Here is a 13,271-nt window from a genome sequence, read left to right as displayed (position 1 = left end):
AAGTATTAATTCATTTATATTTGTTTAAGAAAATACTACTAAATGACCAAGCCTGAAAAATTAAATAACATTTATATTAATAGAGAAGTTAGCTGGTTACAGTTTAACGCTAGAGTTTTACAAGAAGCGGAAGATGAGGATGTTCCGTTAATTGAACGATTGCGTTTTTTAGGTATTTTTTCTAATAATTTAGACGAATTTTTTAAGGTGCGTTATGCCACTGTAAAGCGAATTGTTGAAGCAGGAAAAGAAGGTAAAAGTGAGCTTGGTGGAGTAAAAGCTACTGCTTTATTAGAAAAGATAACGCAAATAGTTATAAAGCAGCAAAGTGAGAGTTTGAAAATTTTAAATGTTATTCAAAAAAAGTTAGAATTAGAAAACATCTTTATTATTAATGAAAAACAAATTAATGAAGAACAGAAAAAATTTATTAAAAACTACTATCTTCAAAAAGTAAGCCCAGCGCTTGTAACTATAGTCCTTAACGAATTTGTTGAATTGCCTAATCTTAAGGATAGTGCAGCATATTTAGCAATAAATATGGTGCTAACAAATAATAAAAAGCAATATGCGCTTATAGAAATATCCAAAGCTATGGAGCGATTTGTAGTGCTACCAAAAAAAGAGGATAAAAATTATATTATTATGGTAGACGATTTACTTCGTTATTGTCTGGATGATATTTTTAATATTTTTGATTACAAAAGCATAACCGCGCACATGATTAAAATTACCAGAGATGGTGAGTTAGATTTAGAAAGTGATTTAAGTAAGAGTTTTATAGAAAAAATTTCAGATAGTGTTAAAGATAGACAAATTGGTGATCCGGTTAGATTTGTTTATGATAAAACGATAGACAAAGAAACACTACATTATTTTATGACCAAAATGGTTATCGAAAATACAGATAGCGTTATTCCTGGAGGTAGATATCATAACAGGCGGGATTATATGGATTTTCCTAGTTTAGGAAGAACAGATTTACTTTACGATAAAATTGAAGCTTTACCAATAAAGGGACTAAGCCTTGAAAAAAGTATTTTTAGTGAGATTGCTAAAAAAGATTATTTGCTTTATGCACCGTATCATACTTTTTCTTATATCGTTAAATTTTTACGGGAAGCAGCATTAGATCCTGCAGTAAAAACGATAAAAATTACTATTTATAGACTGGCGCAAATTTCGCATGTAGCAAGTTCGTTAATCAACGCCGCAAAAAATGGAAAAAGAGTTACGGTATCTATAGAAATTAGAGCAAGATTTGATGAACAGGCAAATATAGATTATGCCGAACAAATGGAAAAAGAAGGTATTAATCTAATCTTTGGAGTTCCTGGTTTAAAAGTACACAGTAAAATGTGTGTTATAGAACGTCAAGAAAAAAATAAAATAGTTCGTTACGGATTTGTAAGTACAGGGAATTTTAATGAATCTACGGCAAGAATATATACCGATTATACCTTATTTACTACCAATCAAAAAATATTAAAAGACATCAATAAAGTGTTTAGCTTTTTTGATACCAACTATCGTGTTTTTAGATATAAGCATATAATAACATCTCCACATTATACCAAATCGGCATTTTTTAAATTAATTAACAAAGAAATAGAAAATGTAAAAGCAGGGAAGCCGGCATATATAAAGCTTAAAATGAATAGTATGTCTAGCTATAAAATGATAGATAAATTATACGAAGCTAGTCGAGCAGGAGTAAAAATTCAACTCATAATAAGAGGTCTTTGTTGTTTAATTCCTGGTAAAAAAGGAATGAGTGAAAATATTGAAGTTATTAGTATAATAGATAAGTTTTTAGAGCATACTAGATTATTTGTTTTCTGCAATGATAATGATCCTAAAGTATATATATCTTCTGCAGATTGGATGACCAGAAATATAGAAAATAGAGTAGAAGTAAGCTGTCCGATTTATGACGAAGAAATAAAACAAGAACTAATCGATACTTATAATATATGTTGGAGTGATAATGTAAAAGCGAGAATATTAAACGCGAATCAAAATAATATATACAAACGTAATGATAAGCCAAAGGTTCGAACACAATTTGAAACCTATAAGTATTACCTAAATAAGCAATAAATGTTATCTATAAAAAAATACGCAGCAATAGATATTGGTTCTAATGCCGTAAGACTATTAATAGCAAATATTATAGAAGAAAAAGGAAAAGCTCCTCGTTTTAAAAAGAGCTCTTTAGTGCGTGTGCCAATTCGTTTAGGTTCTGATGTTTTTATTAAACAAAAAATATCAAAAGAAAACACGAAGCGTATGGTAGATACTATGCAAGCTTTTAAATTACTCATGCAATCTCATAAAGTAGAAAAGTATAAAGCATGTGCAACTTCTGCAATGCGCGAAGCAGCAAATGGAGAAAAAATTGCCGCGCTTATTTTAGAGCAAACCGAATTGAAAATAGATATCATTGATGGGGAAGAAGAAGCTGCAATTATTGCCGCAACAGATTTACACGCATTTATAGATAAAAATAAAACCTATTTATATGTAGATGTTGGTGGTGGTAGTACCGAATTCACCGTTATAAAAAATGGGGAATCCGTTACTTCAAGATCCTTTAAAATTGGTACTGTACGATTGTTAAATGATATAGTAAAAAAGGAAACTTGGTATGAATTAGAACAATGGATAAAGGAAAAAACATCTGGTTATGATAAAATAGATGTTATTGGTTCTGGTGGTAACATTAATAAAATATTCAAAATCTCTGGAAAAGCATTTGGTAAACCATTAACGTATTTCTATTTAACAAGTTATTACAATATGCTGCAGACGTATTCTTATGAAGAGCGTATTACAGAACTGGATTTAAATCAAGATAGAGCAGATGTAATTATTCCTGCAACTAGAATTTATTTGTCTGCAATGAAATGGAGTGGAGCAAAAGATTTATATGTTCCAAAAATTGGATTGGCAGATGGTATCATTAAGAGTATGTATTATGACACCGTTTCTAGTAATATACAGTAGAAAATTGCTTTTTATCTTTTAAATGTTTGAATTTTAGTATTTTAATTTATATTTATCCCACATTTAATAAAACGTATAATCTAATTTATTTTTGAAGTCTCTAGTATTCAAATCTTAAATTTAATATCGGAAGACTTCAAGCTTAATTAACAATAATGGTATCCAAATGAAAAAATCAATACTAATTTTAACCCTTTTATTTAGCTCTCTTTACGGATTTTCACAAGAAAAAGATGTGCTATACGGAATAAGAGGAGGACTTAATATTTCTAATTTAGATTATGACCCAGACCCAAATTTTACAAATGAACACAGAAACGGTTTTGCTTTTGGTTTCTTTGGGGAATTTGATTTAAGTGATACAATATCCCTAATGCCAGAACTTCAATTCTCTGCCGAAGGAGCCAAAGAAAAATCAATACGTATAGATTATATTCAAGCGCCAATTCTTTTTAAATATAGAATTACAGATAAAATAGCTGCTGGAGCAGGACCTTTAGTAGGAGTAAAGATTCATGAGGAAAACGATGGATTTAAAAACTTTGCACTTTCGGGTATTATAGGAGGAGAATACATGATTACAAGTGAAATATTTGTCGATGTAAGATACAGTTATGGTTTTACGAATAAAATAGATAAAGAATCCGATTATAAAGTAAGACAAACCAATATTCAATTTGGCCTTGGTTATAAAATTTAAATTTATTCTTTTGTAAACATTTTTATTATTACTTTCGTTCCTTTAATTTTTAATTTATAAACAATGAGAAAAAATTTACTTTTAGTAGCCTTTTTATTTACAGGATTTTTAATGCAAGCGCAAGATGTAACTTCTGGTATACGTGTAGCAGTTAACATTTCTAATTTAGATTTTGAGCCGCATCCATCATTTGAAAATGCACACAGAAACGGATTAGCAATTGGAGCTTTTGTAGATTACGCTTTTTCTGAAAAATTATCAGTAATGCCAGAATTAATGTATTCTGCTGAAGGAGGAAAAGAGGAAAGCTTAAGAGCAAATTACATACAATTACCTATCACTTTACGTTACCATATTGGTGAATTATCGATAGGTGTTGGACCACAAGCAAATTTAAAGATTTGGGATTATGAAGATGGTTATAAAACTTTTACATTTTCTGGAGTTGCAGGATTACAGTATGATGTATTTGAAAACTTTTTTGTAGACGCAAGATTTAGCTACGGTTTTGGAAATATTTTAGATGATAATGCTACTAATTTGGAAGCTAAAACTTCTACGATTCAAATAGGTGTTGGATTAAAAATATAAGTAGAATTACATATATAAAAAAAGCCTTCAAGATAATTCTTGAAGGCTTTTTTATTTAACCATGTATGCTTTCGCTTTTACTTAAATCTTTCATGATTTCTGCTTCGTATTCTAGCAAGCCATCCCATTTTTCATCCACTTCTTTTCGGTCTCCATATTGTCTGGCAAAACCTAAAAACATCGTGTAATGATTTGCTTCACTAACCATTAAGTTTTTATAAAATAGGGCTAGTTTTTTGTCTTCTAATGCTTCCGATAGTAACCTAAAACGCTCACAACTTCTTGCTTCAATTAATGCCGCGTAAAGCAATCGGTGTACCAATTGCGTTGTTCTACTTCCGCCTTTAGGAAAGAACTTTAAAAGTGCTATTACATATTCGTCTTTTCGGTCTCTACCAAGTATCCAACCTTTTTCAAGAATGATATCATGTACCATTTTAAAATGGCTAATTTCTTCTTTTACCAAAGCCACCATTTCCTGTACCAAATCCGTATATTCTGGAAAACTTACAATCAGTGAAATTGCAGTACTTGTTGCTTTTTGTTCACAAAAAGCATGATCGGTAAGAATGTCTTCTATATTCTTTTCTACAATATTTACCCAACGTGGATCTGTTGGTAGTTTTAATCCTAGCATGTATTTTAATTAAAAGTTCTGTGCATCATTTTAACGCAAAAAAGGAAGTCCATTCTTTAGAATTTTGATAACCTCCTATTTTTAGCCAAAATTACTAATTAAATTATTGTTCTTTTCCTTTCTGTATTTTTTTATGTTTTTTTTCTGAAGATAGAGGTATTCCGCTATAATAATTTTCCTCAAATACGAAATATATTTAGTCGTATTTTGTTCTTAATATTTATTTCAACTCTAGTTTATCAATTCGATTTCCAATCGTGAAATCCTTCATTTCGGATTCCAGTTTATTAAAATCTTTTTGCTTTACTTTTTTAATTATTTCTCCGTTTTTCATTAAAAATATTGCATCGCAAGTATCGGCTAAAGTGGAAAATATATGGGAAGAAATAATCACTGTTTTTTCTAACTTTTTAAACTGTTTTATAATTTCTGTAATAATTAAATTACTTTGTATATCGACGCCATTAAAAGGTTCATCTAGAATAAATACATCATTTTCTTGTAACAATATTGCGGTGAAAGCTAACTTCTTTTTCATGCCTGTAGAATAGGTAGAAGCATATTGATTTAGTGGTAAATCAAATATATTTTTATCTTCCATATTCGATAATTTTATTTGTCTTGCGTTGGCAAGTAATTGTATGTATTCTCTTCCTGTAATTTTAGGAAAAAAGAAAGGTTCTGTCAGTAAAAGACCTAAATGATCTTTTAGATTTTTAAAGTCGGATGTTATATTTCCTTTGTAATTTTCTAGCCCAGAAATACATCTAAATAACGTTGTTTTTCCTGCGCCATTTTCTCCAACGATTCCATATATTTTCCCTTTTTCAAATTCTAAATCTAGCGTATGCAACACTTGTTTTTTTCCGTAAAACTTAGATAGCTTTTCAATTTTAATCATTTAAAACGGTATTTAATTTTTTAATAGATTGGGAATAGAAATAAGGGATAATTACGATTAGCATGGGTGGAAACATAAAACTCATTGCCATTAAAATCCCTTGTGATAGATTAATTTCATTAGGAAAATCGGAGTATTTCGCTAAAATCATTGTGGCTAAATAGGTATAACACAAAAGGAAAAATATAATTAAAATTTCTATTTCATTAAAGAATGAAATGCTCAAAGCTATTAAAATAGGTAGGCTTAAAATTGTAAAATAAGTAAAGCACGTTTTTATTTTTTTGAGTAAAAATTCTTTAGGAGATACATTAAAATTCCAAACAAAATATTCGTTTTCCATTTTAGAATAATATGAAAAACATACCATTCCAAGGAGCAGCATTGCAAATACACCAAGATTGAAATTACCAACCGATATTGTTATAAAAGTTAGTAAATAAGCGATAGGAAAAACATAAAATGTCTTTCTAAATCCAACAGTAAATTCAAAAGGGTTTTTACCAAATGGTGTCGGAATTGTGATATTAATACTAGTGTTGAATTGGAATAGTGTCATGCCAATTACCAATGCATGTAATAGTATTGAAAAAATAAATTGCTTTTGATAAAGAAGGTAGATCGTAAAAGGCAAACAACAAATGCTGTTTTCTAAACTTCTTAAAAGTTTATATTTCGTCTTATTAAAGATAGATTTTAAAAAATCATTTCTTTTGGATGCGCTTAATCTAGAAATAAGACTTAAAGCCATTAGACCGTAAATATAATTCGCAAAAGCAGTGTTTTGGAATAGGTAGTTAGAGCATAAAATAAATATAAATACAGGGAGTGCATATCCAATTAAAAGAGGAAGGCCGAAATCGATCATTCTCCTGTTTAGCATTTTAAATTGCAGTTGTAAATATGATTTCATTAGAAGTTAATACTTATTAATTGGTAATGTTGGGAATGGTCTTTATTTTCACGATTGTCCAACTGTTGTTCTGGTTTCTAATGGGATATTATTTTCATTTATTCCTATGGTCCATTTTTCTAATAGCTCCAAACAATATTTCAATAATGGACTAGTCAATTCTTGTGTTTTTAGGAATAGCGTTATTAAACCGATGAACAATATAATCTTTTTCAAGTTATTGTATGGTTAAAGATTCCAGTGGATTGTAATCAAAATCTTCAGTTAAAAATATTTCAGAATTCAATTTGTTTAAGATGGCTATTTTTAGAATCGTATCCGGTTTAATATTTCATTAAATATAGCTGTTATTTTTGAAATTGTTTTCGAGTTTAGAAAGCCGTACTTATATTTTGGATTTTATTTGTACGCTGCTTATGCGACTAGACAAAGTGAATGTTGGCTAATTTAACAATTTAACCAGCATGTCCGTTTTCCTCGTTTCTGTCGTTTGATAAGTTTGATCTTTATTCATTAATTTGTTGAATTTCGCCATATAAAAAAGACTTTATGTGTGTTTTTAGTCCTGCTAAAAATTAAATAGTCAGTCATTTTCAACGGAAAATAACTGACTATTTGATGTTATAAATTGGCTTTTAGTGATAGAATGAAGTTTCTACCAGCACCAGAAATACCGGAACTATATGGACGATAGCGTTGGTCAGTAAGATTTTCAATCCCTGTATTAATGGTAAGAATATCTGACAATGGATACATCGCTTTAATATTTAACGTATACCAAGAAGGTGCATACGTTTCACCATTGGCATCTTTAGCATACAATTCTACCTTTGATTGCTCTCCAAAAGGTAAATCATCATGTTTGCGTTCTGCCATATAGTTTCCATAAAACTGAAGTTGTAATTTATGGACCTCATAATTTAAACGAGCAACCCCAAAAACTGGAGGAGCATGTCTAGAAGGACTTTTGGTTCCATCGTCCAATTCTTCCTCGCCAACTTGATAGTTCACATTAGCAGAAACGGTGAAACCTTCTGGTAGCTTAACTTCTGCACTAGCTTGTATGCCGTAAACTTTTGCAACAGCAGCATTTTGTATTGCTTGCACTTGGCTTAGTTCACCATTATAGATAATTTCATCCATACCATTCAACTGGAAATTTCTTTTAACCATCGCATTTTGCAATATCGTATAGTATCCCGTAAGATCAACTTTAAGGTGATTTCCAAATACTTTTGCAATTCCTAAATCGAAATTATAGGCATATTCTGCTTCCAAATCGGGATTTGGTACAGTCACACCTCCCAATTCTGAGTCAAATACTTTACCAACATCATCTACGTTTGGGGAGCGAAATGCAGTGCCAAAGTTAGCTTTAATCACCCATTTGTCTGTTGGTCGATATACACCACCAAGACTACCCGTAAGTGCAGCGTTGTTTATGCTTGCGGAACTAAATGGTAACGGATAATAAGGTAGATTTTGTGTGAAGTCCGATTTAATAGCGTAATGATTATAACGCAGACCTGCAATTGCAGTAAACTTGTCTGTAATTCTATATTCATCATTTACATAAGCGGCTATAGAAGTCCAAGTGGAAATTGGATAACGAGACGCTCCATCTGTAGTAATACCTGTTGTAATATCTGTAACGCTTCCTTTTGAGGTAACATCATCATAAACGAATTCTGTACCATAATACAAAGTGTTTTTCGCGCCTAAAGATTTTAAAAAATCAAGATTTGCAGAGTAGGCTTTTACATTTTCTACGTTTTCTGATAAATCTTTTTTGTTTAAAGTTCTATCCATTCTGCTCTCCCCAAAGTTTTGCAAGGCTAATCGAATGGTCATCTCATCATAGATTGCATTATTAGCTTTGTTAGTAATGGTTAAGTTATTCATCATCCATTTTTGCGGACCATAATACCAAAGAGCATAGCGAAGTGTTCCGTTTTTATAACGCTGATTCCTGTCATATCTGCCATAAGGAGAAGTTTCTGAATAATGAAAACCATATTGAAAATCCCATTTTTCATTGGGTTTGAACCTGATTTTTTGCATCAGATTTATTTGCGAATAACCAGAGGGACTTTGAATGAGTGGATCGGATTGTGTAACAATTTGATCTAAACTGTCTATGCGTTGTACATGTATTGGTTTTAGGTAGTCGTCCGGACCATGACTTCCCTGTTTCAAGTCATCAAAAGACCAAGAACTAAAACTGGTTACAGAAGACCATTTTTTTAGTCCTATGTTTACATCAAAATGACCTGTATTCTCTTTGTTTGCACTAGAATATCTTGTTATAGCTTTACCAGTTATAAGTGGTTTGTCTGTTAAAGATAATTGTGGCGTAAGCGTCTGAAAACTCATTACGCCACCAATTGCATCACTACCATATATTACAGAACCAGGGCCAAAGAGTACTTCGGTGCTTTCCGTTGCAAAAGGATCTAGGTTGATAACGTTTTGTAAATTTCCAGCTCTAAAAATTGCAGAATTCATACGCACACCATCCACTGTATAAATCAAACGATTAGTGGCAAAACCTCTAATCATTGGACTGCCTCCACCTTGCTGACTTTTTTGAACATAAACTTGGCCAGAAACACTTAATAAATCAGCTGCTGTTTGCGGATTTTGAAATGCAACTTCTTTCGCTGAAATAGTTGCGATTTTAGATGGAACATTGCCAGATGTTTGCCTCCAACGGGTGGCAGAAACCACTACTTCATCCAGGTTTAAGTTAGATGGCTCGATATGAATCCAGAAATCAAAAGATTTTATTTGGGTGAAGCTAAAAACCTTGGTTTCATAGCCAAGAGCGTGAATTTGAATATTATCGGCCTCTTTAAAAGCCGAAATATCGGCCTGCCCTTTTGCATTAGTTACTATGGATGCTATGGGATTTTCACTGATCAGAAATACGCCTTCAAGTGGTTTTTCGTTTTGCTGATCTAGGATCGTTATTGTTTGCGCATAAGACATACCTATATACCCAAACAATAACAAAAAAAAATATAAATTTTTCATTGTTATTATTTTTAATTGTTTAAATAAATTAAGTGTAGTCCGTCAAGTTTTGATTTGACAGACGGAAAATGGAACTTCTATTTATTTAACTAAAGCGAGGAGGTGGTATAGGTGGTGCGTGATAAAAGGTTGAAAAACCTTCCGTATAGCTGAAATGTTTTTTTTCTTGTTTGGAAGTTATTGCTAAATGATTTTCTTGATTTTCGTGAAAAAGTTTTTTGAAAAAATCAGTCAGTTGATTTTTCTTTTCTTGTCTCTTTTGAATATTTCCAAGTACATTTGTGAGTAATCGGTCAAGTTGTTTGTTGAGTTTTGTTTCTTCATGATCCCACCAGCACCAATAATAGGTATTGTCTCCTTCAACATGCTTTTCTACAATATCATACATCTGACCTTTGAATTCAAATTCTTTAGAATGCTCCCATCTAATTTCCGTTTGGGTTTCTGCTTCTGTGAATTTCAATAAAACAAGTTCGTTCTTGTTAATTCCGGTAATCATTTTCCCTTTTACTTCACGCCTAACGCGCCTTTTCTGAAAGTGTAAAAAAGTAAATGTTGAAACAACTGGTGTAATCAAACAAAACAATAATAATATACCAGTTATTTTTCCTTTCATGAGTTACGATTAATCGGAAAGTTAGTTAAATTTATTGAAGGCATAGTATTACTCTTTTTAAAGCTTGTTTAATAGGTTGGGGTATAAACTTTTAGTAACTCTAAGCAAGGGGTTTTTCCGTTTTTGCCATTGTAATTATTCGTTTTAACGTTTGCCTTTTTTGTATGCAATTGTTTTTTATTGCACTGTGATTTTTTCTTATAATCGCTAACGTCTTTATAAACGGTACTTTTTTCTATTTAATCATTCAGATTCTTTTAAAACAGATGTGCTATTTTACTTCTTCAAATAGAATTCCTTTTTCATGAAAGTTAAATCGAAATAGCCTTTGGTTTTTCGTTTTCGGATGGATATATTTTAAAACAAGAACGGGAAATCCATATTCATGATCCATGTTATCTAACCAAAAATCAGAAATCAAATACGTTTTTGCATCTTCTTTATTAAAAATTTTATTTTCAATTAGGAAGGCTTTATCAATGGTGTTATTAAATATTTCTTTACTGTCTTTAGATACTTTTATGTCTATTAGAATATCTCTGTAATAGGTCTTTAAATCTGTGCTGTCTTCAATAATAACACCAGTTTTCATACTCGAATAAAACTTAGTATGCATTTGATAGCCATTGCTAAATATGGTATCGGTAACGTTTTCAAAATAGGTTTTAGGAACAGTCTTAATAGGTTCTGTAAAGGTATCTAAGACTTTATTTTCTAATAAATCTTGTTGTGTTGTTCTTCGTGTTTTATCACGACCATCGCAACTAGATAGTATAATCACAACTAGTAAAAAGAGTAGTGGGAGCTGTTTTTTTAAATTAAACATCTAAATCGAAAGTTTTTCTAAGCAATTCAATATTTGGATTTTTCTCCATCAATTTCTCAAACTTATCTTTTGTGCTATACGCATATTTTTTGTCCAACTCTTCATTAACAGTAACGGCTAAAGTAATATCATAATTATTGAGTTGTTTTCTAATAAAACCTAATAAAGGATATTGTTGACGCTCTATTTCAACCTTATTTGTCGCATTCGGGTATTCCACATGTATGGTGGTTCCTTTAACTTTTGGGGTGTCTATAGATAAAATAGAAGCCAGATTATGTTGCCCGTTTTCTTCAATTTTTTTCACAAAAGCATACCAAGCTGCAATAAGATCTTCTTCCGTAAAGGCATCAGAAGGTAAGTCTTCTTCATCCAAAACAACTTCCATTTGCTTTATTTGGTGTTCTTTTTTTAGTCGGATACTTTTTAAGGAAAGTCCAGAAGACGTTTTTTTCTGTGAATTTAAAAGAATGCTTGGTGCTTTTTCAGCGGTTGGTTTTGCCGCAACAGGCTTTGGTGTATTAGCAGTTACCGTTGTATTTTCTTCTTTCTTCGGAAGAATTTTCTCTTCCACTTTAGGTCTTTGAACAGGAATTGGTATTATTCCTTTTTTTGCAAAGTAGGAAGCAGGGATTATGTAATGTTTGCTATTTTTTTTTTCTCCATCAAAAGTGATAGAGGCAAGCTGCATTAAGGTTAGTTCAACGAGTAGCCGTTGATTTTTACTACTTTTATATTTTAAGTCACAATCATTAGCGAGCTCTATTCCTTTTAGTAAAAAGTCTTGAGGTGCTTTTTTACTTTGGGCTAAGTATTTTGCTTTCGTTTGATCTCCAACTTCTAGAAGCTCTATCGTTTGTTCGTTTTTACAAACCATTAAATCCCTAAAGTGACTTGCTAATCCGGCAATATAATGATGCCCATCAAAACCTTTAGATAGCGTAGTGTTAAATTGAATTAATAATTCCGGGATCTTATTTTGTAAAATATAATCGGTACTTGTAAAATAGGTTTCGTAATCTAAAACATTTAAGTTTTCTGTTACCGCTTGACGGGTTAAGTTTTTACCAGAAAAACTAACGACTCTATCAAAAATGGAAAGCGCATCACGCATCGCTCCATCTGCTTTTTGAGCAATGATATGAAGTGCATCATCTTCTGCTTCAACACCTTGTTCTTTAGCAATGTATTTTAAATAATTCTTTGCATCTTTAACGGTAATTCTCTTAAAATCGAATATTTGACAACGCGAAAGAATCGTTGGTATTATCTTATGTTTTTCGGTAGTTGCAAGAATAAAAATACAATGCTTTGGTGGTTCTTCTAAAGTCTTTAAAAAAGCATTAAAAGCTGCTTGAGATAACATGTGTACCTCGTCAATAATATATACTTTGTATTTACCAACTTGCGGCGGAATACGTACTTGATCTGTTAAATTTCTAATATCATCTACAGAATTGTTAGAAGCTGCATCCAATTCAAAAATATTAAAAGCAAAATCTTCATCTGGTTTTTCTGTACCATCACTATTTATCATTTTGGCAAGAATACGTGCACAAGTTGTTTTACCAACACCACGAGGACCTGTAAATAATAATGCTTGCGCTAAGTGATTGTTTTCTATTGCATTTAGTAACGTATTTGTAATAGCTTGCTGACCAACAACATCTTTAAATGTTTGTGGTCTATATTTTCTAGCCGATACTACAAAGTGTTCCAATAGATAATTTTTATTTTAGCATCTTAAAATGCTAATTAATGAATAGAAGAACAAAGTTAAAAATTACAATTGAAATGGACTATTTTAGAATTAAAATTTAATAGGAGTTATTAACAAAAAGGAAGCTGAAATAACGACCTAATAAATTGCCTTTTTCCTACCTTATTGAGTCTTAGATCTGTGAATACCAAATGGAAATCGAACGAACTGTTGTAACTATAAATTTCTTGATTTAATAAATGGTTATATTTACAGTATTAAGAGGGAAGAAGTGGGCAACAATTTGAAAAACAACTATATGAGAAACTATATTTTATTTTTTGCACTT

11 protein-coding genes are annotated in these 13,271 nt (G+C 31.2%); 4 read left to right on the top strand and 7 right to left on the bottom strand.

Annotation, left to right across the window (positions count from 1 at the left end; all coding sequences use genetic code 11):
• Positions 1-42 precede the first annotated feature (42 nt).
• From ppk1 to ACVCZW_RS18000, 4 genes are all read left to right on the top strand, one after another.
• Positions 43-2,100, top strand: a complete 2,058-nt coding sequence (ppk1, locus tag ACVCZW_RS18015; protein ID WP_452230179.1) for a polyphosphate kinase 1 — start codon at positions 43-45, stop codon at positions 2,098-2,100.
• On the top strand, positions 2,101-3,006 hold the full coding sequence (locus ACVCZW_RS18010) for a Ppx/GppA phosphatase family protein (RefSeq protein WP_452230178.1): 906 nt from the start codon (positions 2,101-2,103) through the stop codon (positions 3,004-3,006).
• 166 nt (positions 3,007-3,172) lie between these two features.
• Positions 3,173-3,706 (top strand): outer membrane beta-barrel protein, encoded by a 534-nt coding sequence (locus tag ACVCZW_RS18005; RefSeq protein WP_452233093.1) that lies wholly within the window; start codon positions 3,173-3,175, stop codon positions 3,704-3,706.
• Positions 3,707-3,769: 63 nt separating this feature from the next.
• On the top strand, positions 3,770-4,297 hold the full coding sequence (locus ACVCZW_RS18000) for a porin family protein (RefSeq protein ID WP_452233092.1): 528 nt from the start codon (positions 3,770-3,772) through the stop codon (positions 4,295-4,297).
• 55 nt (positions 4,298-4,352) lie between these two features.
• On the opposite strand, the gene miaE is transcribed toward ACVCZW_RS18000, so the two are convergent.
• The 7 genes from miaE to dnaX form a co-directional block, all read right to left on the bottom strand.
• A complete protein-coding gene (gene miaE / locus ACVCZW_RS17995) occupies positions 4,353-4,934 on the bottom strand; it encodes a tRNA isopentenyl-2-thiomethyl-A-37 hydroxylase MiaE (RefSeq protein ID WP_452230175.1) in 582 nt (193 codons plus the stop codon).
• Between the two features lie 220 nt (positions 4,935-5,154).
• Complete coding sequence (locus ACVCZW_RS17990; RefSeq protein ID WP_452230174.1) at positions 5,155-5,835, bottom strand: ABC transporter ATP-binding protein; 681 nt, start codon at positions 5,833-5,835, stop codon at positions 5,155-5,157.
• Positions 5,828-6,748, bottom strand: coding sequence for an ABC transporter permease (locus tag ACVCZW_RS17985; protein ID WP_452233091.1), 921 nt, complete (start codon positions 6,746-6,748; stop codon positions 5,828-5,830). Before ACVCZW_RS17985 ends, ACVCZW_RS17990 begins: the two co-directional genes overlap by 8 nt.
• A 621-nt stretch (positions 6,749-7,369) precedes the next feature.
• Positions 7,370-9,781 (bottom strand): TonB-dependent receptor, encoded by a 2,412-nt coding sequence (locus ACVCZW_RS17980; protein ID WP_452233090.1) that lies wholly within the window; start codon positions 9,779-9,781, stop codon positions 7,370-7,372.
• A gap of 85 nt (positions 9,782-9,866) precedes the next feature.
• Complete coding sequence (locus ACVCZW_RS17975; RefSeq protein ID WP_452230171.1) at positions 9,867-10,397, bottom strand: hypothetical protein; 531 nt, start codon at positions 10,395-10,397, stop codon at positions 9,867-9,869.
• Positions 10,398-10,668: 271 nt separating this feature from the next.
• Positions 10,669-11,223: a hypothetical protein gene (locus ACVCZW_RS17970; RefSeq protein ID WP_452233089.1), complete on the bottom strand. Its 555-nt coding sequence runs from the start codon at positions 11,221-11,223 to the stop codon at positions 10,669-10,671.
• Positions 11,216-12,943, bottom strand: a complete 1,728-nt coding sequence (gene dnaX / locus ACVCZW_RS17965; protein WP_452230169.1) for a DNA polymerase III subunit gamma/tau — start codon at positions 12,941-12,943, stop codon at positions 11,216-11,218. Before dnaX ends, ACVCZW_RS17970 begins: the two co-directional genes overlap by 8 nt.
• Between the last annotated feature and the right edge of the window lie 328 nt (positions 12,944-13,271).

The organism is Lacinutrix sp. MEBiC02595, assembly GCF_053601555.1.
The sequence above is the reverse complement of the archived record's forward strand: the minus strand, read 5'-3'. Positions and strand labels throughout refer to the sequence as shown.

Coding starts and splice junctions, on each gene's coding strand:
- ppk1 (WP_452230179.1), top strand. CDS start 43: ATGACCAAGCCTGAAAAATTAAATAACATTTATATTAATAGAGAAGTT.
- ACVCZW_RS18010 (WP_452230178.1), top strand. CDS start 2,101: ATGTTATCTATAAAAAAATACGCAGCAATAGATATTGGTTCTAATGCC.
- ACVCZW_RS18005 (WP_452233093.1), top strand. CDS start 3,173: ATGAAAAAATCAATACTAATTTTAACCCTTTTATTTAGCTCTCTTTAC.
- ACVCZW_RS18000 (WP_452233092.1), top strand. CDS start 3,770: ATGAGAAAAAATTTACTTTTAGTAGCCTTTTTATTTACAGGATTTTTA.
- miaE (WP_452230175.1), bottom strand. CDS start 4,934: ATGCTAGGATTAAAACTACCAACAGATCCACGTTGGGTAAATATTGTA.
- ACVCZW_RS17990 (WP_452230174.1), bottom strand. CDS start 5,835: ATGATTAAAATTGAAAAGCTATCTAAGTTTTACGGAAAAAAACAAGTG.
- ACVCZW_RS17985 (WP_452233091.1), bottom strand. CDS start 6,748: ATGAAATCATATTTACAACTGCAATTTAAAATGCTAAACAGGAGAATG.
- ACVCZW_RS17980 (WP_452233090.1), bottom strand. CDS start 9,781: ATGAAAAATTTATATTTTTTTTTGTTATTGTTTGGGTATATAGGTATG.
- ACVCZW_RS17975 (WP_452230171.1), bottom strand. CDS start 10,397: ATGAAAGGAAAAATAACTGGTATATTATTATTGTTTTGTTTGATTACA.
- ACVCZW_RS17970 (WP_452233089.1), bottom strand. CDS start 11,223: ATGTTTAATTTAAAAAAACAGCTCCCACTACTCTTTTTACTAGTTGTG.